This is a genomic window from Allobosea sp. LjRoot237 (genome assembly GCF_964253285.1).
GTDB lineage: Bacteria > Pseudomonadota > Alphaproteobacteria > Rhizobiales > Beijerinckiaceae > Allobosea.
Window position 1 is genome coordinate 2,211,294 of sequence record NZ_CAXUQP020000001.1, and the last position, 22,982, is coordinate 2,234,275.

The window sequence follows — 22,982 nt, forward strand, 5'->3', positions numbered from 1 at the left end:
GGCAGCTCGACGAGCTGCATTTTGGAGGAGACGATCGATGAGGAAGGGCCTTCTGCTCTGCGCCGCGGCCATCGGCCCGCTGATGACGACCGCCGCCGCTCAAACCCCCGGCGTTTCGGATGAAGATCTGTCGGCCTGCACCGCCTTGAACGGCTACCGGCCCGATACATGGACAACGGTGACCAGGGCGACCTTCGTGACGCCGCCCTTCAGCGCGAGCGAGCGGTCGAAGCCCCTGTCCAAGCCGATCTGCCGCGTCGAAGGCGTATCGCGTCCCGAGCCTGGCTCCGACATCGCGTTCGAGGTGTGGTTGCCCGCGCACAACGGCTGGAACGGCCGCTTTCAAGGGATCGGCGGCGGCGGAAATTCCGGCGCCATCATTTACGAAAGCAACGCCGCAGGGATCGAGCGCGGTTTGCGCGCCGCTGCCGAAGCTGGATTTGCCGCCGTATCGACGGATAACGGGCACCGCCAGCAGAGCGAGGGCGATCAGAGCTGGGCGATCCACCAACCGCAAAAAGTCGTCGATATGGGGTTCCGCGCGATCCATGTGACGACTGTCGCCGGCAAGGACATCACACGGAAATTCTACGGGCGCGAGATCGACTATTCCTACTGGATCGGATGCTCGCAGGGCGGTGGCAAGGGCCTCATGAACGCGCAGCGCTGGCCGAGCGACTATAATGGCATCATCGCCGGCGCCCCGGTTTTCCAGTGGACGCGCGCCATGGCGGGGATCACGGCGGCGGCCCTGGCGCAGATGAAGTCGCCGAAGACGATCATCCCGACATCGAAGCGCGCGCTCGTCCACAACGCGGTCATCGAGCAATGCGACAAGCTCGACGGCCTCAAGGACGGCATTCTTTCACGGCCGGACAAGTGTTCGTTCGACGTCAAAAAGATCGAATGCAAGTCGGGGGACGCCGCCGATTGCCTGACCCCGGCCCAGGGTGAGGCGCTGATGCAGTCCTATGCGGGCGCGCGGCGCAAGAACGGCGAGCAACTCACGGACGGCTACCCGCTGGGTGCCGAGCACGGCTGGCCATTTCTCGGACAAGACGCTCCCGGGCAGAACTGGGGCAAATTCTGGTCCCAGGTCGTGTTCGAGGACCAGTCCTACGACCTGCTCAAGTCGTTGGAGCTCGAGCGCGACTACGATCACGCCATGAAGAAGCTGGGCTGGGCTTATGATGCGCAGAATCCGGATCTGAGCCCGTTCAAGCGCGCCGGCGGCAAGCTGATGGTGTTTCACGGCGAAGCCGACCCGCTGATCTCGCCACGTCCGTCGAACGAGTATTTCGAGGCCGTCACCGGGGTTCTCGGCAGCGAAAAGGTGGCCGAGTTCTATCAGCATTATCTCGTGCCGAGCATGAACCATTGCCGTGGGGGAATCGGGCCCAGCAATTTCGACCTGCTTCCCGCCATGCAGGCCTGGGTCGAAAAAGGGGTGCGCCCGGCAAACCTGACCGCTTCGCAGGTGGTCGACGGCCAGGTCACCCGGACCCGGCCTCTCTGCGCCTACCCGACGGTCGCCCAGTACAATGGCGCGGGTGACGTCAACAGGGCCGAGAGCTTCAGCTGCAAGCCGCGAGATTGATCGCGGCCGGCGTCGTCCCCAGGCCCTGATGGGAGCGCGAGGCGAAGCTGGCCCGGCAGGAAAAAAGGAGGAAACGACCATGAGTCCAGAACAGTATGACGTGCTCGTCGTGGGCGGCGGCTCCGGCGGGGTCGGCGCGGCCGTCGGCGCCGCGAAGGCGGGCGCCCGGGTCGGGTTGATCGAGGCCGCCGGCTGCCTCGGCGGGGCCGCCACGATGCGCAACGTGCTGACCTATTGCGGGCTCTACACACTGGGCGAGCCGCCCCGGCAATCCGTGGCCGGGGTCGCCGACGAGGTCATGGCCAAGCTGCGCCGCTGGGGCGCGGTGACGCCGCCGACGCGGCATCGCGGCGTATTCGTCATCTTCGATCCCGAGGCGGTCAAGCGCGCACTTGACGAGGTCTGCCGGGAGGCCGGGGTCGATGTGCTGCTCCACGCCTTCGTCTCGGGCGCGGACCGCGAAGGCGACGCGGTGAAGCGGGTCCACTATGCCGACCATTCAGGCGTGCATACCGCCGAAGCCCGCGCCTTCGTCGACGCGAGCGGCGATTGCGACCTGGCCTTCTTCGCCGGCGCGTCCACCCGTTACGGCAACAACGGCGCGGTCAATCTCGGCACGCTCGGCACCCGCTTCGGCGGCGTCTCGCCTGACGCGGACGTGTCGGCCGCGAGCGTCACAGCCGTCATCGAAGCGGCCCGTGACCGCGGCGTTGCCGGGCTGACCAAGAGCAAGAGCGTGATCGCCCGGCTGCCACTGTCGGGCGACGTTGTCGCCTACCTCGCCAGCGAGGACTATGATGCCCGCGACGCGCGCAGCATGACCCGTGCCGAGATGGGCGGGCGTGCCCAGGCCTGGATCTATCTGGAAGTCCTGCGCGCGCTGCCGGGCTGGGAGCGCGCCTACCTCTCCTCGACAGGGCCTGACTTCGGCACGCGCGAGAGCCGGCATATCAACAGCGTCCAGCAGCTCACCTGGCGGCACGTCACCGAAGGGCGCCGCGTCGCCGACTGCATCGCGCTCGGCTCCTGGGGCGTCGAGTGGCATGATCGCGAGACGCTCGAGAGCAGCTTCATCTATCCGCCGGACCGCGGCACCTACGATATCCCGCTCGGCTGCCTGATGAGCGCGGACACGCCGAACCTGTTCGCAGCCGGGCGCACCGCGGACGCGGATCGTGAGGCCGGCGCCTCGCTTCGCGTCATGGGCACGGCCTTCGCCACCGGCCAGGCGGCTGGCGTCGCGGCGGCGTGCTTCGCCCGGGATGGACGCGCCGAGCCCGCTGAGGTGCGCCGCATCCTCGCCGGCCAGGACGCGCTGCTCGACCCGGCAGACATGCCGCCGCCGGTCGCAACCACCTGACCGCGAAGGGGCTGACCAACGCACAACAAGACAAAACAGGGAGGACGCAATGCAGCCGAAAACCATCAGGCAGGAGCAACCCGGGCGAGACAACGCCTTTTCCTGCGCCACCACCTGCGAGATGGACAAATCTGCGCCGGGGAGGGTGATCATGCCCAAGCTCCTGGCCTTCATCGCAGCAGTTATGCTGTGCGCATCCCCCGCGACCTCGCAGGATTGGCCGAGCCGGCCGGTGACGGTCGTCGTCCCCTTCGCGCCGGGCTCCACCCCCGATGTCGCGGCACGCATGGTGGCCGAACGCCTCCACGCCAAGCTCGGCCAGCCCTTCGTGATCGAGAACAAGCCGGGGGCGAGCGGCAATCTCGGAACCGGGAGCATCGCGCGCGCCGAGCCGGACGGACACACCATTGGCGTCAGCATCGTGGGACCGCTGGCGCTCAACACGCTGCTGTTCGCCAAGATGCCTTATGATCCGAAGGCCGAGCTCGCGCCGGTGACGGTGCTGGCTTCACAGCCGAGCGTGCTGGTCGTCAGCAAGGACCTCGGCGTCAGAAGCACGGACGAACTTGTCGCACTCCTCAAGCGGGACGCGAGCAAGCTGAACTTCGGCTCGATCGGAAACGGGTCGCTGTCTCATCTTGCGGTGGAGGCGATCGCGCTCAAGAGCAATGCCAGGCCGGTTCACATCCCCTATAACGGCTCGCCTGCGGCGGTGACCGCCCTGATCCGCGGCGATGTGCAGATCGCGGTGCTGCCCGCATCCTCCGTCGTGCCGCAGGCCGAAGCCGGGCAGATCGTCCTGCTGGCCGTCACGGCCGCACGACGCTCCGCCCTCCTGCCGGACTTGCCGACACTGGCCGAGGCCGGCATCATCGGAGTCGAGGTCGATAGCTGGATCGGGCTGATCGCACCGGCCAGGACGAGCCCAGCGATCCTGGCGAAGCTGGAGCGAGAGGTTCGCCAGATCCTGGCTGAACCGGGAATTCGCGAGAAGCTGAAGGTCCAATACATGGAGCCGGTCGGCAATGCGTCCCAGGACTTCCGCGCGCTCCTCGACACCGAGCTGAAGCGCTGGGGGCCGGTCATCAAAGCGAACAACATCAAGCTCGGTCAGTGACGACGGTGAGCAGGTGCGATCAAACCTCACATCGCTCGCCAACGCTTAGCCGGCGCCGAGATCAAACTTCCTCGCGGGCTTTCCGGAGATCACGACGCGGATCATCGACCAGAAGGCCGGGCCGCTGCAATTGGGCCAGTCCGATGACATCGCCTGCCGTACGCTGGAGATGTTCCACGCCTTCGGCTTGCCGAGCGGGTGCTGAAGGAGGCGGCCATTGTCGTTGCCTTTCGACGGCATACGCTGCTGCCACTCGACGACTGCCTTCATGCGCAGCAGCCGACGATTCCGACGCTGACGTGGATGGCGGCGGAAGCCAAGCAGAGAGGCCTGGTAGATACCCGATCGCGCAATTCAGGTGATCTGATCACCGCCGCCGCTCCAGTGGAGATGCGCGCGCATGAGTGCGGCCGCCTCGGCGCGCTCATCCCTTTCGAGCAGGTCGAGCAGCTGCAGGTGCTCGCGCACGTGCTTTTCGACCATCTGGTTGTCGGGGATTAACTTGTAGACGAACAGGCGGCGGATGCGGTTGAGGCGGCGGAGCGCCTCGAGCAGGAACACGTTGCCGGAGCATTCGGCGATCGCCTCGTGGATCTCGCAGCCGAAGCGGAACATCTCCGACAGGGTGAAGATGCGCATGCCATCGACCAGGACCCGCTGCTGGTGTTCCCGGACCGGCCCCATCAACTCGGCGTTCCACTGGAAGGTCGGCTCGAGAATGCCGCCCGGCTCGATCATCATGCGCAGCCGTCCGGTCTGAGCGTAGGCCATTGGGCTATTGAGCGTCTGCGTGAACTTCCAGCCATAGCCGCGCAGGCGCTCGACCCAGCCCTCCGAAGCAATGCGGTCGAGCAGGCGCAGCAGTTCGGCGCGCTTCAGGCCGTAACGGCGCATCAACTCAGCCTCGCTGACCGTGTCCGGCAGCGTGCCCGTCAGCCGGTCGTTCGCGATCGCGAGATAGGCAGCCTCGCTCGCGTCGCCGGCGCCGAGCGCCTTCAGCGCAATCTCGGAGTCGAGATCCTGCGCCAGCACGAAGCCCTTATGGGGAACCGCTTCGGCCAGTCCCGACTGGGCGAGCGAGCGTAACGCGGCGCGAATCGGCCCGCGCGAGACACCGAGCCGGGTGGCCAGCCGATGCTCGTAGAGCCGGTCGCCGCGCCGGACGTTCTCGCTGCGGGCGATCTCGACGATCTGGCCCACCAACTCCATCGTCTTGGCCGCGATCGGCCCGACCTCCGTCATGTCTGCCTCACGCCGATCCCGCCGTTCCCCGATCGCCCAAAGCAAACAGGTATCAGCCGCGGGTTGACAATCCAATCGGCTGTTTTGTAATTTGAGGCTATAAATAACAAAACTGATACATCTAGGGTGGCCATGCGCGACGTTCACATCTGCGAGGTCGGGCCTCGCGACGGCCTCCAGCTCGTCCGGCGGGTGATGCCCTCTGCGACCAAGCACGAATGGATCGCCGCCCTGGCTCGATGCGGATTCCCGGAGATCGACGCGACGAGCTTCGTGCCGCCGCAGGCATTCCCGCAATTCGCCGACGCCGCCGAGATGGTTCCGGCCGCCCTGGCGGCGAGTGCGCAATGGCGCGTCGGCGCGCTCGTGCCCAACGCCAAGGGCGCCGAGCGCGCCATCGCGGCGGGCGCGCAGATGCTCTATTGCATCGTCTCGGCCAGCCACAGCCACAGCATGGCCAATACGCGCCGCTCCCGCGACGAGCAGGCGGACATCGTCGGCGGCATCGTCTCGCAGGCACGAGCGCGAGACGGTGCTCAGCCGCATGTCATGGGCGGCATCCCGACCGCCTTCGGCTGCTCGATCGAGGGGCGGGTCGCCGAGCGCGATGTCTGCCATGTCGCGGAGCAGCTCGCGGCGCGCGGTGTCGATGAGATCGGCCTCGCCGACACGGTCGGATACGCCGATCCAACCCTGGTGCGAAACCTGGTCAGGACGGTCCGCAGCGCGATCGGGCCCGCCATCCCGATCAGATTGCATTTCCACGACACGATGGGGCTCGGCCTCGCCAATGTGCTCGCGGGGCTTGAGGCCGGCGTGACGCGTTTTGACGCCGCGTCGGGTGGGCTCGGCGGATGCCCGTTTGCGCCCGGCGCCTCGGGCAACATCGCGACCGAGGACCTCGTCTTCATGCTCGAGCAGATGGGCCTACGAACGGGAGTCGATCTTAGCAGGCTGCTGGCGGCGACCGAGACCCTCGCCACCGCCTTGCCGGAGGAGCGGATCAGGAGCCATGTCCGCGAGGCTGGGCTGCCGAAGGTCTATGGGGTCGCGGCATGACCGCGCTGCCGCTGGAGGGCGTTCGCGTCATCGAGTTCTCGCAGATGGTCATGGGGCCGTCCTGCGGGATGATCCTGGCCGATCTGGGCGCGGACGTCGTCAAGGTCGAGCCGCCCAAGGGCGACCGGACCCGCAACTTCAAAAGCGTCGCCGCCGGCTTCTTTAACACCTACAGCCGCAACAAGCGCAGCGTCATCATCGATACCGCGACGCCGGAAGGGCAGGCGACTGCGCGCAAGCTGATCTGCGGCGCCGACGTGCTGATCGAGAACTTCCGACCGGGGCTGCTGGCCCGATACGGCCTGGATTACGACGCGCTCGCACCCGATGCGCCGAGGCTGATCTACTGCTCGCTCAAAGGCTATCTGCCGGGGCCCTACGAGAATCGGCTGGCGCTCGACGAGGTCGTGCAGATGATGGGCGGCCTCGCCTACATGACGGGCCTGCCCGGCAAGCCGATGCGGGCCGGCGCCTCCGTGAACGACATCATGGGCGGCATGTTCGGCGTGATCGCGATCCAGGCAGCGCTCGCCCAGCGCGAGCGCACCGGCAAGGGCAGCTACGTCCAGAGCGCGCTGTTCGAGAACAACGTCTTCCTGATGGCGCAGGCCATGATGTTCGAGAGCGTGACGGGCGAGCGCTCGGTGCCCTGGTCGGTGAAGGAATCGCCATGGCCAGTCTATGATCTCTTCGACACCAGGAGCGGCGACAAGATCTTCGTCTCGATCGTCGGCGAGGAGCATTGGGACGGGTTCTGCCGCGCCTTCGGACGCGAGGCCTGGCTCGGCGACCCGCGCCTGGCGACCAGCCAGGGCCGGGTCGACAATCGCAGCTGGATCATACCGGAGATCGCGGCGCTCATCGCCGAACACGACATCGCGGAGCTGAGCCCTGTCCTCGAGCGCCTCGGCCTGCCCTTCGCGCCGGTGAACACGCCGGGCGACCTCTTCGACGATCCGCATCTCAACGCATCCGGCGGCCTGCTCGAACTCACGCTGAATGACGGGCGCAGGGTGAAGACGCCCGCGTTGCCACTCACCTTCGACGGCCAGCGGCTGAAGAAGCGGCGCGATCCGCCAGCCATCGGCCAGCACACGCGAGAGGTGCTGGCGGAACTCCAAGACCGGAAAACCGGCACGTCGCAATAGTCAATTGTCCAGGGAGGACGTCATGGATCTCACGCGCCGACACCTGCTCGCAGGCTGCTGCTCCCTCATCGGAGCGGGCCTTATCCCCGCTATGGCGCGGGCGCAGGCCGGCACGGCCTCGCTCGCCTACGGCCCCTCGACGGCCGTCTACGCGCTCGGCGCGATCGCGGAGGCGCGCGGGCTCTTCAAGGCCGAGAAGCTCGACTTCAAGCTCGTGGTCGGCAATGCCGGGACGCATGGCCGCCAGACTCTCGCAGCCGGTCAGGCGCTCTTCGCCCATGGCGACGCGAGCCACCCGCTGCAGCTCTCGACCCGCGGCAAGCCGTGCAAGATCATCATGGCGACGCAGATGATCTCGTCGATCGCCAACATCGTCGTCCGCAAGGACCTCTACGATGCGGGCATCGACAGCGTCGAGAAGCTTGCGGCCTACAAGCGCCCCAATGGCGGCAAGCCAATCATCGCCGCGACCGCGATCGGGTCCGGGACCTGGATGTACGGCACCTACACCTTCGAGGCGAAGGGGCTGGGCGACAAGATCACCTGGGTCGCGGGCGGCGGGATCAACACCTTGCTGCCGGGCCTGGAGACCAAGCAGTTCGATGCGATCATGGCGCCGCCGAGCTTTGTCTTCGAGGCTGAGACCAAAGGCTTCGGCAAGGCGATCTTCGACACTTCCAAACCGGGCGTCTTCGTTTCGACCTATGGCGGCACGGTGCCGGTCCTGGTGCTCTACGCGCTTGCCGAAACTTGCGAGCAGGAGAAGCCCAAGGTCCAGGCCTTCGTCAACGCGATGTACCAGGCGATGACATGGGTGAAGGCGACGCCGATCGACGAAGTCTATGCCTTGATCGGCGAGAAGCTCTACAGCGGTCAGAATCCCGACGCGGTGAAGGCCGAACTCGGCTTCGACAAGCAGACCTGGGACTATGACGGGCGCATCGACAAGGCCTCCTTCGAGCGCGGCGGCAAGGTCTGGTACCGGCAAGGCACCGACATCCCGCCGGCAAAGTACGAGGACATCGTCGACATGAGCTTCCTCGACGCCGCCCGGGCGAAGTTCAAGTGACGCCGTGATGGCAGCACCGCAACCCCTGAAGCTCGCAGCGGTGAAGGCGGCCAGCGAGCGCGCCCGCATCACCGTCCAGGACCTCGACAAGCGCTACGGCTCCGGCGAGAGCGGCGTCACCGCGGTCGACAAGGTCTCGTTCGAGGTCAGGCAGGGCGAGTTCGTCGCCCTGCTCGGCCCGTCCGGCTGCGGCAAGAGCACCATCCTCAACATGGTGGCCGGCCTGATCCCCCGCAGCGGCGGCCACATCGCCATCGACCAGGACGAGGTCAGGCTGGGCGAGGTCAACCGCAAGGTCGGGTACGTCTTCCAGCGCGACACGGTGTTCCCCTGGCGCACGGTCGAGGCCAATATCGGCTACGGGCTCGAGATCGCCGGCGTCGGCGCGCGGGAGCGGAAGGCGAAGGTGGCGCAGGCGGTCGCGACGGCCGGCCTGAAGGGTTTCGGGAGCAAGTTCCCGCGCATGCTCTCGGGCGGCATGCGCCAGCGCGTCGCGCTGATGCGCACGCTGATCATGGAGCCCGAGATCCTGTTGATGGACGAGCCCTTCGGCGCGCTCGACACCCACACCAAGCTCGAAATGCACAGGACGCTGCTGGAGATCTGGGAGCGCGAGCGCCAGACCGTGCTGTTCGTGACGCATGATCTCGGCGAGGCGCTGACGCTGGCGAGCCGCATCATCTTGCTCTCCGCCCGACCCGGCCGGCTGAAGGAGGATTTCGAGGTTCCGTTCGCGCGGCCGCGCGACGCCGTCTCGCTGCGGGAAACGGCGGAGTTCGGGCGGCTCTACTCCCATATCTGGCATTCGCTCGGCGAAGAGTTCAGGCGGACCAAGGCGGACTGACGATGAAATACAGCTCCGCCAAAGTCCTCTTCTGGCAGGTCGCCATCCTCGCCGTCGCCTTCGGCATCTGGGAATGGGGCTACAGCCTGCGCAGCGTTCCCGCGCTCAGGCCCTTCGTGCCCAGCATCCTCGACCCGTACTTCATCTCCAGACCGTCGATGATCTGGATGAGCTTCCTGAAGCTGAGCTGCCTCGGGGATGCCACGGGCTTCAGCGCCTGCTTCGCGCGCAACGAGAACAATCTCTGGCTAGCCCTGCTCGTCACCCTCAAGAACATGTGGTGGGGCTTTGTGCTCGGCACCGGCTCGGGCGTGCTCTGCGGCCTGATCCTCGGGCGTTCCGACTATCTCTCGCGGATTTTCCAGCCCTATGTCGTGGCGATGAACTCGGTTCCGCGCATCGCGCTGGTGCCGCTGATCATCCTGATGTTCGGCCTCGGTGACATGTCTAAGATCGTCACCGCCTGGATCGTCGTGTTCTTCGTGGTCTTCTTCAACACCTTCGAGGGCACCCGCGCCGTCGACCGCGACCAGATCGCCGCGGCAAGGCTGCTCGGCGCTTCGGAACTGACCGTGCTGCGGACCGTGGTGGTGCCGTCCGCGCTGGCCTGGGTGTTCGCCTCGCTGACGCCCGCGGTCTCCTTCGCGCTCATCGGCGTCATCGTCGGCGAGTTCATCGGTGCCGAGCGCGGGCTCGGCAAGCTGATCATCGAGGCGGAGGCGAGGGCGAATGCGGCCGAGATGATGGTCGCGATCTTCGTCATGATGGTCGTCGGCATCGTGCTCGCGACCATCGTCCGCCAGCTGCAGAGCTATCTGCTGCGCTGGCAACCGCAATTCGAGAGCCAGGGCTGACAGCCATGCAGGCGATCCGGTTCGACGGGCGCATCCTTTTCCTCTCGGCCGATCCCGATGTCGTCGGCTGCCAGATCGGCGGGGAGGACATCGATCTCGCCGCTGCGGGACGACATCTCGACGGACGAGATCACGCCGCTACCGTCGCTCGTCCACTATGACGACGAGATCGGCCGGCATGCGCATACCGGATTTCGCGCGGGCGAAGCGCATCCCATCCCGCTCGACGGGCTCCGCGACGGCGGGTTCGGAATCCTCGTCGCCGGCCGCCGCTACGGCAAGGGCTCGTCACGCGAGCATTCGCCTCTCGCCGAATACACCGCCGGCATCAGGCTGGTCATCGCCGAGAGCTTCGAGCGGATCTACCGCCAGAACTGCGATAATATCGGCCTGTTCACTTCGACCGATCTCGGCCTGGTCGACAGGATCAAGGCGGGAGAGGCCATCCCGCTCACCGACCTGCTCGAAGGCCGCGACGCTCTGGCAGCGGAGATCCTGTCGGCTGGCGGCCTGCTAAAATACGGCCAGAATAACCTGATGGGCCTTGCACCGCAGCCTGCCGTGCCAGTCACCGAGCCGCGGACGCTCGTCCAGAAGATCATCGAGCGCAACATCCCAGCCTCCGGAGGTCTCCAAGCAGGTCATGACGGCCCTGCAGCCGCTGATCGCCTCGCTGCCGGCCGGCTATCGCATCGAGCTCGGCGGCTCGATCGAGGAAGCCGGCAAGGCCAATGCCGCGCTCGGCAAGGTCTTCCCGCTGATGATCGCCATCACGCTGATCGTCATCATGCTCCAGGTGCGATCCTTCTCGATGATGGCCATGGTGCTGCTGACGGCGCCGCTCGGGCTCGTCGGCGCCGTGCCGACATTGCTCGCCTTCAACCAGCCCTTCGGATTCAACGCCATCCTCGGCCTGATCGGCTTGGCCGGCATCCTGATGCGCAACACGCTGATCCTGACCGAACAGATCAAGGAGAACCGCGCAGCCGGACTTGACGATTATCACGCCGTCATCGAGGCCACTGTCCAACGGACGAGACCCGTGATCCTGACGGCACTCGCCGCGGTGCTTGCCTTTATCCCCCTCACGCACTCCGTCTTCTGGGGATCGATGGCCTACACGCTGATCGGCGGCACAGCCGTTGGCACGGTATTGATCCTGTTGTTCCTACCTGCGCTCTACACCACGTGGTTCCGGATCAAGCCGACTGCGGATGGGATCCATGAGGTTTCGACGGAGAAGCCGGAGCTGCGAGTAGCGATGGCCGCTGAGTAAGAAGCCGTCGTGGAAAGAGACCGGCGAGGGGGCGTGTGTTGTAGCTGCTTTCGCCAGTCGTGAGAGTCTGCCTTCCGGCAATGTCCTAATGTCAGCCATCGGCGCAAGGGCGCCTCAGATCTTCCAAGCCGCGGTACGCCCGGGCTGGATGGCGTCGGCAACTCGATAGCTGTTTTCGCGGCCGAGGATGTTGACGCCCTTGCCCTCCGGCGAGACCGCACGCCACGCTCCCGAGATCTCGGATGAGGGCACGCCGGTGTGAGCAAAGCGCGCCCAGCTCGCCAGCATCAGCTCGGACAGCCTGGCCTCGGCCTGCCCGGCGCCCACCTTGGCGCTGAAGAACGGGTGGCGATAGGTGCCGAAGACGAAGGGGATCTCGGCCGTGTGCGGCACGCCGCGCGCCGGTGGCGCGAGGGGTTGATCGAACTCGTAGAGATAGGCGGCATGCCCAGCCCGTGCATGGCGCCTGGCGGCCTCGAGTGCGCGCAGGCGAAAGACGATGTCGCCATAGGCGGCGATCCACGCGCTTTTCACAGCGTCGCCCTCGACCGGCGCTGCGGTGGAACGATAGGCCGCGACGATCTCGGCCACCGGCAGCTGCGCCGCCTCGGGGCGATAGATCGCGACCAGATCGCGGATCATCGCCTGCAACTCGGCCTCCGTCTGCGGCGACTTCGGTCCGCCCACAGCCTTGCCGTCGGGATTGACCAGATCGTACCAGAACACGCCTTCGTCGCGCGTGGTGCCGATCAGCGCGGGGACGGCCGGCAATTGCCCGTCACGTGGCCAGGCCGTCAGCACCTTGCCATCGAGCACAGGCAGGATCGGCGGGCGTCCGAGCGAGCGCACCATGGCGGGGTCGCGCGCCAGCTGAAGCTCGGCGTCGTGAAGCTGCTGGGCGGGAAGCTCTCGCAGGCCGGCGATGCTGGTGCCGAGCCGCTTCGCCAGCGCCTCTGCATAGGCAGCGGCGGTGTCGAGTTCAGGAAAGCCCGGAGCGCCGTGCAGCGAGGCGCTCTGAAGGATGACCTTGTCGAACAGCCCGGCATTGGCAGGGTTCTGCGCGATCGTCGCGACGCTCTGCCCGCCGGCCGACTGGCCGAATATCGTCACCCGCGCCGGATCGCCGCCGAAGGCGGCGATGTTGTCCTTCACCCAGCGCAGCGCCGCGATCTGGTCCTGATGCCCCCAATTCGCGAGGGTGCCCGAGCCCTCGTCCTTGAGCTCGGGATGCGCCAGCCAGCCCAGCGCGCCGAGCCGGTAATTCACCGTCACCACCACGACGTCGCCGCGCATAGCCAGCGCTGCGCCGTTCGTGCCGGCGACGAGGCCGTGGCCGGTGCGCCAGGCGCCGCCATGGAGCCAGACCATCACCGGCCGCTTGCCCTGGGCGGAGGGCGTCCAGACGTTGAGGAAAAGGCAGTCTTCCGATTGCGGATCGGCGCCGTCGTAGAGCCAGGCGGCCGCGCCCCCCAAGGTCTGGATCGAGGCTGCGCCCGGCTTGCTCGCGTCGCGCATGCCGGCCCAGGGCGCGGCCGGCTGTGGCGCGCGATAGCGCAGCGGCCCGACGGGGGCGGCGGCGTAGGGGATGCCGAAGAAGGCGGCGGCGCCTTCTTGCACAAAGCCCTGCAGTTTGCCGCTCGCGGTCTCGACCACCGGCATGTTCTGCGCCAGCGCCGCAGCGGCGAGCGTGCTCGACAGGCCCACGAGAACAGTCCTTCGATCGGTCAGAAACATCGTCAAGCCCTCTCTGCAGGCCGAAATATATTTTAAGCTTAAAATATTCTGGCACGCAAGCGGAGTCGTCAAATCGGGGCGAGGTGGCGCCCTGGCATGACTGCCAGCGGCCTTGCAAGCCTGGGTCAGGGCGAACGAGCTATGGCTGCGCACTTCGAAGCGATGCTGGTGCGGCTGTTTCTCGGTGAAGAGGTCGTCACGCCGTCTGCGATGGCTCTCTCGATCGATGTTCCAGCCCGTGCAAACGGCCGACGCTAGCCGGCAAATGAATGTCCACTCTCGGGCATGGCGCCAACCGCCGCTCCTGGCGCCAAGCCGACGCACGTCGCTTCTAGCGCAGGGATGACGGCATGCACGATTGTCCCCGCGCAAATGCCACCGCACGGATGCCTTTATATCGGCCCTTCCGTGGACCGTTCCCCGTGATGCGCCGACGTCGTCTCGTATCCGGCGAGCTCTTCGCGCACGACGGCAAGAAAACCATCGACGAGAGGATCGGCGCGGTAGTGGCTCGGAAACATGACGTGGCCATGGAACATCACCTCCGGCTTGAAAGGGCGGAAGGCGATACCGCTGCGCCGATAGTCGTCGGCGGCTATGGGATTGACGATGCCGATGCCGAGCCCTTGCTCGACGAGCGCGCAGATAGCTGCGCTGAACGGCGTCTCCAGCGCGAGATGACGCCGCACGCCCGCATCCTGGAAGATGCGATCGACACGGGCCCGCGCGCCATCCTCCAGCGAGAGCGAGACAAAGGCTTCGCCTTCGAGATCCCTGGGCGTGATGCGATCACGTTTCGTAAGCCGATGCCCCGGTGGAAGAGCGCAGACACCAGGGATCATGTAGAGCGGGCGATGCTCGACGAGCGGAATGTCGATCACGTTCGCGATGAAGCCGATGTCGCAATAGGATGACGACATCCAACGTGTCACCGTGCCGTCATGGCCCATCTGCAGCGAGACGCTCACTTGCGGAAAGCGCTCCTTGAAGCGCCGGATGCAGCGTGGAACGAACCCCAGCGCCATCACCGGCATCGCTGCGATCCGTAGGCGCCCCGTCCCGAAAATGCGGATGTCGCGCGCGGCGTAGGACAGGGTCTCCAGCCCGATATAGCTGCGCTCGACCTCGCGATAGAAGGCCAGCCCCTCCTGGGTCGGTCGAATCCGCCCTGCTTTCCGTTCGAACAATTTGAGGTCGATCTCGGCTTCAAGCTCGGCAATCAGCCGGCTGACGCTGGGTTGCGAGGTCCGCAGTTCCTGCGCCGCCGCCGTCATCGAGCCGCGCAGGATAATGGTCCGGAACGCATCGACCTGTCGGAGATTCATCCGCGTGCCCATATCGCTGGTGAATAGAAGCGCTAAAAACTGACATTTGACCAGATAGATGGCCAAGACAATACTTTTGGCTATGTCAACGCGCCCAAGCATCGCCGTGACGTCCCGCCTCACCGGCATGGCCTGCCTGCGCTGCACCGAGCCCTGGCCGGTTGCGGAGTATGAAGCGGGTTGTCCGCGCTGCGCGGCCGAGGGGCATGCATCCAATCTGCGGCTGACCTACACGCCTAGCGGGCGCGACATCTCGCTGCCCTATCCCGACGCGGTTTCGTTGGGTGAGGGCGGCACGCCGCTGGTCGAGCTGCCTGAGCTGGCGAGCGAACTGAAGCTCGGCAGGCTTTCCGCCAAGCTGGAATGGTGCAATCCGACGGGCTCCCACAAGGATCGGATGAGTGCGCAACTGATCGCGCGAGCGCTCGATCGTGGCGCCGCGCGCGTCGTGGCGGCGTCGAGTGGCAATGGCGGACTTTCGGTGGCGGCCTACGCGGCGCGTGCCGGAATTGCCGCAGAGATCGCGACCACCGACGCGCTGCCGCGGGTCTATCGCAGGGCCATCACCGCACATGGAGCGACGCTGGTCAGCTTTGCCGACAGCATGGCCCGCTGGGAGCATCTCGCGAAGCGGGTCGGGGAGGGGGCTTTCGCGGCGACGAACTACAAGGTGCCTGCCATCGGCACCAACCCGTTCGGCATCGAAGGCTACAAGGCGATCGCGGCCGAGCTGACATCGGGGATGATGCCTGATCTCGTCGTCGTGCCCTGTTCGCGCGGGGATCTTCTGTCCGGCATCCGCCTCGGCTTCGAGGAGGCCGGAGCAGGCCTGCCGATGCTGGTCGCGGCCGAGCCCTTTCCACGCCTCGAGCGCGTGCTCGCCGGCGCCGACTATCGCGAGCAGTTCGCAGGCGACACCGCCCAGGCCTCGATCGCCGGCAGCACGGTGACATGGCAGGCGGTCGCGGCGCTGCGTGCCGGCGCCGGCCGCGCGGTGCCGGTAGACGATGCGGCCGCGCGGCTGGCGCAACGACGCCTGGCAGCCTGCGGGCTTGATGCCGAACTGTCTGCAGCCTCCGCACTGGCTGCGCTCGCCGACCTTGCCGCGAGGGGTGGGCTCGCCGGCCGCCACGTCGTCATTGTGCTTACCGGGGCAGGTTTCCGTGATCCCGGCGACACCGACCTGGCCGCAAGGCCCCAGAACGAAGCTGCCACCGAAGGGGCGCTCGCGCAGCCGGCAACGACCGGCGCTTCACCACAGAGAACCGATCCATCGGTCCAACAGAAGAGGGAAAACGGATGACCACGTATATCTCGCGCCTGTCGGCGCTCTCGGCTCTCGCAGGCGCCGCCTTCACGCTCTCTGTCGCAGCCCAGGTCCAGAGCCTGCCCCCACTGCCGGAGGCGATCAAATCGGCAGGTGTCCTGAAGGCCGGCGTGCGCTGCGACCAGCCGCCCTATGGCTACAAGGACGAGACCGGCAAGTTCGCCGGCGTCGAGACCGACATGGCGATCCAGATCGCCGCCTGGGCCTTCGGCTCCCCGGACAAGATCGAGCTGACTTGCGTCACGGCCGAGAACCGCATCCCGCAGCTGTCAGGCAAGAAGGTCGACATCCTGATCGCCACGCTCGGCGTCACACCCGAGCGCGCTCGGGTGGTCGACTTCTCCAAACCTTATCGCTGGGGCGGCTCGGACATGCTCGTCGCCAAGGATAGTCCGATCAAGAAGCTCGACGATGTCGCCGGCAAGACGGTGATCATGCTCAAGGGCTCGACCCAGGCGAAATGGTTCGAGGACAACATGCCCAAGCTCGAAGGCATGCGACTGAACACGGCGTCCGACGCGCTTCAGGCGCTGAAGCAGGGTCGCGGCGACGCCTATACCCACGATGCCGCCACGCTCGTGGTCATCGCGGCCAAGGATCCGAGCCTGCGCCTCGTCGGCGAGTCCTTCGCGGTCTCGGACGCCGCCGTCGGCGTACGCAAGAACGAGCCCCAATGGCTCGCCTATGTCGATGCCGCGCTCGACCGCATGAAGGCCGAGGGCCTCTACGCCAAATGGGTCGACAAGTGGGTTCCTGCCGAGATCCGGCCGTTCTACGTCGACGCCTTCACCAAGCCGAAGCCCACCGCGCGCTGAGCGCAGGCAAGCGCCGGGAGCGGTCCGAGCTCCCGGTATCCCGACAGCCTGGCAGCGAGAGGAGCGCGTGCCATGGAGTTCGACTTCGCCTATCTGACTGCGCAATGGCCCGCGCTGATGCGCGGCTTGTGGCTGACGGTACAGGTGAGCGCGCTCTCGATCGTGCTCTCCATCCTCGTCGGAGTGCTCGGCGCGGCGGCGCGCGTACTGCAGGTGCCGGTGCTCGACAAGCTCGTCGTCGGCTATGTCGAGTTCATCCGCAATACGCCACTGCTCGCGCAGCTCTTCTTCATCTTCTACGGCCTGCCGGGCCTGGGCCTCAGACTCTCGCTGTTCTGGTCGGGCGTGCTCTGTCTCACGATCTGGGCCGGCGCCTACCAGATCGAGAACGTTCGTGGCGGGCTCGAAACCGTGGGCAAGGGCCTGCGGGAGGCCGCCTTCTCGCTGGGCTTGTCGCCCTGGCGCTTCTTTCGGCTCATCGCCGCGCCGATGGCGATCCGCGTCGGCCTGCCGTCGATGCTGAATACCTCGATCTCGCTCCTGAAGAATTCCTCGTATCTGCAGGCGATCGGCCTTGCGGAGCTGACCTATGTCGCGATCGACCGGATCTCGATGGATTTCCGCACCATCGAGATGTTCGCCGCGATCTGCGTCATCTACCTCCTGCTGGTCCTCACCCTCTCATTCCTCGCGAGCCGGCTGGAATACCGGCTCAACGCCCCGTTCAGGCTGTGAGGGGGATGAGATGGACCTGCTGATCCGCAACCTTCCCTTCATCCTGCAAGGCCTTGCCATGACGCTGGGCCTGGCGCTGGCGACGCTGTTCTTCGCGACGATCATCTCCTTCGTGCTCGGCACGCTGGCGACCCTGCGCTTCGGCTGGCTGCGCGTGCTGGTGAAGGTCTATGTCGAGCTCTTCCGCGACATCCCGCTGATCGTGAACATCTTCTTCGTGTTCTTCGTGGCACCGCTCTTCGGGCTCGAGCTTTCGCCCTTCGCGGCCGTGACGGTGGGGCTTTCGGTCTGGGGCAGCGCCAACGGCATCGAGATCGTCCGTGGCGGCTTCAATGCAGTGCCAAGGCATCAATGGCAGAGCGCCGCCGCGCTCGGGCTGAAAACCTGGGAAATCTATCTCTTCATCACCGGCCCGCAGGCCTTGCGCGCGATCCTGCCGCCTTTCGTCGGGCTCCTGACGCTGCTCGTGCAGGCGACGTCGCTCGGCGCGCTCGTCGGGGTCAACGAGTTCTTCAAGGTCGGGCAGATCATCGTCGAGCGCACCACGATGATGGAGGGCTGGAATCCGGCCTTCACCGTCTACGCCGCGGTGCTCCTGACCTACTTCGTCATCTGCTCGACGCTGACCTGGTTCGGCCGCTGGCTGGAGCGCCGGCTGAAGCGCGACCGCCCGCAGGCCCGTCCGGGGGCAATCTCCGCGGCCGAGCCGGCAGCGCAACTGCCCTGATCTTTCGCAAACTCACCTGGATACTGGGGAAGCCGTCATGGAATCGAAAGTCAGCCGCCGTCTGACCGAGAAGGTCGCCGAGGAGGTCTGCGAACACATCTACGCGCCGCGGCTCGCGCGGGATTTCCGCACTGTCTTCGGCTACATGAGCGACCTCAACCAGGCGCATGTGCTGATGCTCGCTCGCTGCGGGCTGATCTCCCCGCAGGCCGGAAAAGCGCTCGCCACCGGGCTCCTGCGCATGGAGGCGGACGGGCCCGATGTCGTCGAGCTCGACCCGCAGCGCGAGGATTCGTACTTCAACTTCGAAGCGCATCTGATCAAGCTGATCGGCACCGAGGCTGGCGGGCGGATGCATATCGCCCGCAGCCGCAATGACCTGACCGCGGCGATCGACCGGCTGCGCGCCCGCGACCTGCTGCTCGATGCGAGCCAGGCCCTTCTCTCGGTCGAGGAGCATGCGCTCGACGGAGCTTTCCGTTTCCGGGACGTGGTGATGCCGGGCTACACCCATCTCCAGCCGGCGCAGCCTATCACCTACGGCTTCTATCTCGCCGGCGTCGCGCAGTCGCTCGAACGCGACCACGGCCGCCTGACCGACGCCTGGGCGCGCACCAATCTCAGCCCGCTCGGAGCAGGCGCGCTCGCCGGCACGACCTTCGCGATCGATCGGAAGGCGTTGGCGCGTTCGCTCGGCTTCCAGGGACTCGTGGAAAATGCACTCGATGCCGTCGCGACCCGGGATTTCGGGCTCGAAATCCTGTCGGCGCTCACTCAGATCGCGCTGGGGTGGAGCCGCGTGGCGCAGGACTACCACGTGATGGTCTCGCACGAGTTCCAGACGATCGAGTTCCCCGACCGGGTAACCGGGACGTCGAGCATCATGCCGCAGAAGAAAAACCCGGTGGTGCTCGAACACCTCAAGGGCAAGGCCGGCCATCTGCTCGGCCTCTATGTCGCCTCTGCGACGGCGGTGAAAGCGACCCATTTCACCAACACCATCGATGGCAATCGCGAGGGGATGCGCGGTGTCTGGGAGGCGGGTGAGGAGATGCTGCGCTGCCTTTCGCTCTTCGATCTCATCATCGCCACGGCCCGGCCGAACGCGACGCTGATGAAGCGGCGCGTCACCGAGGATTTTGCGTCCGCGACCGATCTCGCCGACCTGATGGTGCGCGAAGCCGATCTCTCGTTCCGCGAGGCGCATCACATCGTCGGCGGCGTGGTCCGCGCGGCGATGGACGCAGGCCTCGCGGCTGACGGCATCACCACCGAGATGGTCGATGTCGCGGCGCAAGACCAACTTGGCCGGCCGCTTGGCCTGCCGGCGGATCATGTCCGCGAAAGCCTCGACCCTGCCGCCAGCGTTGCGGCGCGCCTCGTGCCCGGCGGTCCGGCTCCGGATGCGGTTGCCCAGGCGGTGGAGGCGGCGCAAGCGCGGCTAGAAAGCCGCCGTGGCATTCTCGCACGCAAGCGCAGCGACCTGCAGGCGACGCGTGAGGCGCTGAAGCGCGCAATGCGGGAGCTTGCCGCATGAGCGCCGCGCCCTTGATCAGCCTGCGCGGCATCGGCAAGCGCTTCGGCGTGCATCAGGCGCTGCAGGGCATCGACCTCGATGTCGAAGCCGGAAGCGTGGTTGTGCTGATCGGCCCCAGCGGTTCCGGGAAGAGCACGTTGATCCGCTGCATCAACGGCCTCGTCAGGCCCGACGAGGGCACGCTGCGCATCGCCGGAAAGCCGGTCGACATTCACCACGAGAGCGCCTGGCAGCGGATGCGGACCGAGGTCGGCATGGTCTTCCAGGACTACGCGCTGTTTCCGCATCTGACCGTGCTGCGCAACATGACGATCACGCCGGAGCGCCGCCGCGGCGTTCCGCGCGTGAAGGCCGAGGAGGAGGCACGGGCGCTGCTGGCGCGCGTCGGCCTCGCTCACAAGGCGCTGGATTATCCTTTTTCCCTCTCGGGCGGGCAGCAGCAACGCGTCGCCATTGTCCGCGCGCTCGCGATGCGGCCGAAGGCGATCCTCTTCGACGAGCCGACATCTGCGCTCGATCCCGAGACGATCGGCAGCGTCCTCGACGTGATGAAGGACCTCGCCCGCGAGGGCACGACGATGGTCGTCGTCACGCACGAGATGGGCTTTGCCCGCGAGGTTGCCGATCGCGTCGTGTTCATGGCGGAGGGGCGGATCGTCGAGGAGGGGCCGCCAAGCGCTTTCTTCGGCGCACCCCGAAACGAGCGCACCCGCACCTTCCTGTCCAACATCAGATCCTTCGGAGAGGCAGCCCATGGCTGAGCCGGCCGGCGTCCTGGCGCCGAACTTCACCACCGATCCGTACTGGTGGGACGCTGCCCCACCCGAGACCGCGCGTGACCCGTTGCCCGAAGAGACCGACGTTCTGGTCGTGGGCTCCGGCTATTGCGGCCTCTCGGCCGCTGCCGAGCTTGCGCGCAATGGCGTCGACGTCACGGTCGTCGACGCGGAGGAGCTCGGCGCCGGCGCCTCGACGCGCTCGGGCGGCATGGTCTCGAGCGGCCAGAAGCTCGTGATCGGCGGCGCGATCAGGGGAGTGGATGCCGCGCGCATGGAGCGGCTTCTGGAGGACTCGCTCTCATCCTACGAGCATCTCAAGACCCTGATCCGCGAGAGGGAGCTCGATGCCGATCTCGGCGTCTTCGGCCGCTATTTCGGCGCCCATGTGCCGCGCCACTACGACCGCTTGCGCCGGCATGGCGAATTGCTGGCCAGGCACACCGGCGTCACCGTCCACGAGATTCCCAAATCGCGGCAGCACGAGATTACGAAGACGGACTTCTACCATGGCGGCATCGTCATCGACGACTACGGTGGTCTGCATCCGGCGAAGTATCATCGCGCCTTGCGCCGCCTCGCGCAGGCCAACGGCGCGAAGCTGCGCTCGCATGCGCCGGTCCTCAAGGTCAGCCCGCTCGCAAGTGGCCTTCACGAGGTGCAGACCGGGCGCGGCGTGCTTCGCGCCCGCCACGTCTTCTTCGGCACCAACGGCTACAGCGACAGAGCGAGCGGCTTCCTGCACAAGCGCATCGTCGGCGTCCGCAGCTACCAGATCGCGACCGAGCCGCTGCCGCCGGAACTGATGGCCGAGATCAATCCGGGCCGGCGCATGATCACCGATTCCAAACGCGAGCTGATCTATACGCGCCCGTCTCCGGACGGCACGCGCATCCTGTTCGGTAGCCGGCCAGGTCTATTCGCCTTGCCGGAACGCGAGGCGGCGCCACGCCTTCACGCCATGATGCTGAGGGTCTGGCCGCAGCTTGCAGGCTACAAGGTCACGCATTGCTGGAGCGGCAAGGTCGGCATGACGGCCGACAAGATCGCGCATATGGGCAAGCTCGGCGGCATCGATTTCGCCGTCGGCTGCAATGGCAACGGCGTCGCGCTGATGACTTATCTCGGGCATCAATCGGCGCTCAAGCTTCTGGGGAAGCAAAACCGCACCAGCGCTTTCGACGACCCCGCCTTCCCGGAGATTCCGGTGCCGCTCTATGACGGCCGGCCCTGGTTCCTGCCCATCGTCAGTGGCTGGTACCATCTGCAGGACGCGATAGATCGCCGCTTGGCGCGGCTCTGAGAAAGGTGGATTGCGGCCCAGGCCATTCGCCAGCCGTGGATCGAGCGCGTCGAGGAGCTTCCGGGGATTCAGCCTGCAGCTCACACGCCTTGTAGGGAAGTGCTAGGTTGCAACATGAGGCAAGGCGTTCACGCCATTCAGATGCAGCCGCATCTTGATATCCTGGTTGTGGTTCCCAAAGCCGCGCCCGAAAATATTGATACCTCCCGGCCGACCTTCCTTTTCATCGATGCCGATACGTAACCGGATCGAATGGTGACGATCGAGGTCCAGATCTGCCAGGACGACGTCTCCTAGCCGACGCTCGCCGAGGAAAGTGCCATCGGACGTGATGCGCCAGGTCGTCAGAATGCCGTATTGGGAGCCTTCGAGCTTCCACCAGGGCGGGGTGTAGGTCCCGCGCCGATCGCCATAGTCGCCAGGGCAAGTCCAGGTGCCGACCTTGTGCCCATTGACCCAGAGGCTGATGTCGGACGGCCAGTCGGCATTGGTGCCCGGCACCTCCGACGACATCTCCATGTCGAATTCGAGCGCGGCGATCGCCCGGTTCAGCACCTTGGCGTTGTTCGGGAACTTGTATTCGACATAGCCGCGGCCAAACCAGATCAGCGCCGCCTGCACCCGGCGCGGATCGAGGAAGAGCTCGGGAACGTCGAGCACGCCGAGGATCCGCTGGGTCGAGCAGAGGCCGCAAGGCGCCGAGACGTTCGAGCTCGTATAGAGCCCGAGCGGCATTTCGACCTCGACGATGTTGTTCTCGCGGCTCGGGTCGTCCGGATCGAGATTGACGACGATCTCGGAATAGCGCGCGGCGCAAATCTTCTGCTGGCCCTTGGTGGCCTTGCCGAGCGACGTCGAGATCAGCTCGGCCTCTTCCAGGACCTGGACATTGGTCGCGATCGTCGACTGCGGCAGGCCCAGCGCCTCGGCGATCTGGTTGATGTTCTTGGGGCCGTGCCGGTTGAGCAGTTTCAAGATACGAAGCCTGACCGGGGAGGCCAGGCCGTGCAGCACCTGATACTGCCGCCCCGCATCGACCACGAGGAAACCCTGGCCCTGCCGCTCCTCGGCCCGTGATGCAGCGCCGCCGCCGTTACGGCGTCGGCCGCGAGTTGAGGCTGTCGGGCTCTGGTCCAT

General features: G+C 66.3%; 20 protein-coding genes and 3 pseudogenes. 19 read left to right on the forward strand and 4 right to left on the reverse strand.

The annotated features are described in order from the left end of the window. Positions 1–37 precede the first annotated feature (37 nt). The 4 genes and pseudogenes from ACSQ24_RS10830 to ACSQ24_RS10845 form a co-directional block, all read left to right on the forward strand. On the forward strand, positions 38–1,597 hold the full coding sequence (locus ACSQ24_RS10830; protein WP_436094677.1) for a tannase/feruloyl esterase family alpha/beta hydrolase: 1,560 nt from the start codon (positions 38–40) through the stop codon (positions 1,595–1,597). A gap of 79 nt (positions 1,598–1,676) precedes the next feature. Then, entirely contained in the window at positions 1,677–2,957 is a 1,281-nt protein-coding gene (locus ACSQ24_RS10835; RefSeq protein ID WP_436094678.1) for an FAD-dependent oxidoreductase, read from the forward strand. Positions 2,958–3,108: 151 nt separating this feature from the next. Next, positions 3,109–4,074, forward strand: coding sequence for a Bug family tripartite tricarboxylate transporter substrate binding protein (locus ACSQ24_RS10840; protein ID WP_436094679.1), 966 nt, complete (start codon positions 3,109–3,111; stop codon positions 4,072–4,074). Positions 4,075–4,278: 204 nt separating this feature from the next. Beyond that, a pseudogene (locus ACSQ24_RS10845) lies at positions 4,279–4,374 on the forward strand (IS481 family transposase); the annotation flags it as partial. A gap of 54 nt (positions 4,375–4,428) precedes the next feature. On the opposite strand, the gene ACSQ24_RS10850 reads toward ACSQ24_RS10845, so the two are convergent. Further along, positions 4,429–5,463 carry a GntR family transcriptional regulator gene (locus ACSQ24_RS10850; protein ID WP_436094680.1) on the reverse strand — a complete coding sequence of 345 codons (1,035 nt, stop codon included), beginning with the start codon at positions 5,461–5,463 and terminating at the stop codon, positions 4,429–4,431. Here ACSQ24_RS10850 and ACSQ24_RS10855 point away from each other — a divergent pair. The 8 genes and pseudogenes from ACSQ24_RS10855 to ACSQ24_RS10890 all read left to right on the forward strand — a co-directional run. Beyond that, positions 5,449–6,375: a hydroxymethylglutaryl-CoA lyase gene (locus tag ACSQ24_RS10855; protein ID WP_436094681.1), complete on the forward strand. Its 927-nt coding sequence runs from the start codon at positions 5,449–5,451 to the stop codon at positions 6,373–6,375. The genes ACSQ24_RS10850 and ACSQ24_RS10855 overlap by 15 nt on opposite strands. Beyond that, the gene (locus ACSQ24_RS10860) at positions 6,372–7,523 is read left to right on the forward strand and encodes a CaiB/BaiF CoA transferase family protein (protein ID WP_436094682.1); all 1,152 of its coding nucleotides are present in this window, start codon (positions 6,372–6,374) and stop codon (positions 7,521–7,523) included. The genes ACSQ24_RS10855 and ACSQ24_RS10860 overlap by 4 nt, the downstream gene beginning before the upstream one ends. A 22-nt stretch (positions 7,524–7,545) precedes the next feature. Continuing rightward, positions 7,546–8,592, forward strand: coding sequence for an ABC transporter substrate-binding protein (locus tag ACSQ24_RS10865; protein WP_436094683.1), 1,047 nt, complete (start codon positions 7,546–7,548; stop codon positions 8,590–8,592). A gap of 7 nt (positions 8,593–8,599) precedes the next feature. Then, entirely contained in the window at positions 8,600–9,436 is an 837-nt protein-coding gene (locus ACSQ24_RS10870) for an ABC transporter ATP-binding protein (RefSeq protein ID WP_436094684.1), read from the forward strand. 2 nt (positions 9,437–9,438) lie between these two features. Then, a complete protein-coding gene (locus ACSQ24_RS10875; RefSeq protein ID WP_436094685.1) occupies positions 9,439–10,290 on the forward strand; it encodes an ABC transporter permease in 852 nt (283 codons plus the stop codon). 5 nt (positions 10,291–10,295) lie between these two features. Next, complete coding sequence (locus ACSQ24_RS10880) at positions 10,296–10,451, forward strand: hypothetical protein (RefSeq protein WP_436094686.1); 156 nt, start codon at positions 10,296–10,298, stop codon at positions 10,449–10,451. 91 nt (positions 10,452–10,542) lie between these two features. Further along, positions 10,543–10,674, forward strand: a pseudogene (locus tag ACSQ24_RS10885) (3-isopropylmalate dehydratase); the annotation flags it as partial. 229 nt (positions 10,675–10,903) lie between these two features. After that, positions 10,904–11,566, forward strand: a pseudogene (locus tag ACSQ24_RS10890) (efflux RND transporter permease subunit); the annotation flags it as partial. Positions 11,567–11,680: 114 nt separating this feature from the next. On the opposite strand, the gene ACSQ24_RS10895 reads toward ACSQ24_RS10890, so the two are convergent. Further along, a complete protein-coding gene (locus tag ACSQ24_RS10895) occupies positions 11,681–13,270 on the reverse strand; it encodes a carboxylesterase/lipase family protein (RefSeq protein WP_436094687.1) in 1,590 nt (529 codons plus the stop codon). A 422-nt stretch (positions 13,271–13,692) separates the two neighbouring features. Then, positions 13,693–14,691, reverse strand: a complete 999-nt coding sequence (locus ACSQ24_RS10900; RefSeq protein WP_436094688.1) for a LysR substrate-binding domain-containing protein — start codon at positions 14,689–14,691, stop codon at positions 13,693–13,695. A 61-nt stretch (positions 14,692–14,752) separates the two neighbouring features. On the opposite strand from ACSQ24_RS10900, the gene ACSQ24_RS10905 reads away from it, so the two are divergent. The 7 genes from ACSQ24_RS10905 (at position 14,753) to ACSQ24_RS10935 (ending at position 21,845) form a co-directional block, all read left to right on the forward strand. Further along, the gene (locus tag ACSQ24_RS10905) at positions 14,753–15,928 is read left to right on the forward strand and encodes a PLP-dependent lyase/thiolase (protein ID WP_436094689.1); all 1,176 of its coding nucleotides are present in this window, start codon (positions 14,753–14,755) and stop codon (positions 15,926–15,928) included. Next, complete coding sequence (locus ACSQ24_RS10910; RefSeq protein ID WP_436094690.1) at positions 15,925–16,767, forward strand: transporter substrate-binding domain-containing protein; 843 nt, start codon at positions 15,925–15,927, stop codon at positions 16,765–16,767. The genes ACSQ24_RS10905 and ACSQ24_RS10910 overlap by 4 nt, the downstream gene beginning before the upstream one ends. Before the next feature lie 72 nt (positions 16,768–16,839). Beyond that, complete coding sequence (locus tag ACSQ24_RS10915) at positions 16,840–17,502, forward strand: amino acid ABC transporter permease (RefSeq protein ID WP_436094691.1); 663 nt, start codon at positions 16,840–16,842, stop codon at positions 17,500–17,502. A gap of 10 nt (positions 17,503–17,512) precedes the next feature. After that, positions 17,513–18,229 (forward strand): amino acid ABC transporter permease, encoded by a 717-nt coding sequence (locus ACSQ24_RS10920; protein WP_436094692.1) that lies wholly within the window; start codon positions 17,513–17,515, stop codon positions 18,227–18,229. Positions 18,230–18,266: 37 nt separating this feature from the next. Beyond that, complete coding sequence (gene argH, locus ACSQ24_RS10925; protein WP_436094693.1) at positions 18,267–19,766, forward strand: argininosuccinate lyase; 1,500 nt, start codon at positions 18,267–18,269, stop codon at positions 19,764–19,766. After that, positions 19,763–20,527 (forward strand): amino acid ABC transporter ATP-binding protein, encoded by a 765-nt coding sequence (locus tag ACSQ24_RS10930; RefSeq protein ID WP_436094694.1) that lies wholly within the window; start codon positions 19,763–19,765, stop codon positions 20,525–20,527. Before argH ends, ACSQ24_RS10930 begins: the two co-directional genes overlap by 4 nt. Continuing rightward, positions 20,520–21,845, forward strand: a complete 1,326-nt coding sequence (locus ACSQ24_RS10935) for an NAD(P)/FAD-dependent oxidoreductase (protein ID WP_436094695.1) — start codon at positions 20,520–20,522, stop codon at positions 21,843–21,845. The genes ACSQ24_RS10930 and ACSQ24_RS10935 overlap by 8 nt, the downstream gene beginning before the upstream one ends. 102 nt (positions 21,846–21,947) lie before the next feature. Here ACSQ24_RS10935 and ACSQ24_RS10940 read toward each other — a convergent pair whose 3' ends face one another. Then, positions 21,948–22,982, reverse strand: a complete 1,035-nt coding sequence (locus ACSQ24_RS10940; protein ID WP_436094696.1) for an ArsR/SmtB family transcription factor — start codon at positions 22,980–22,982, stop codon at positions 21,948–21,950.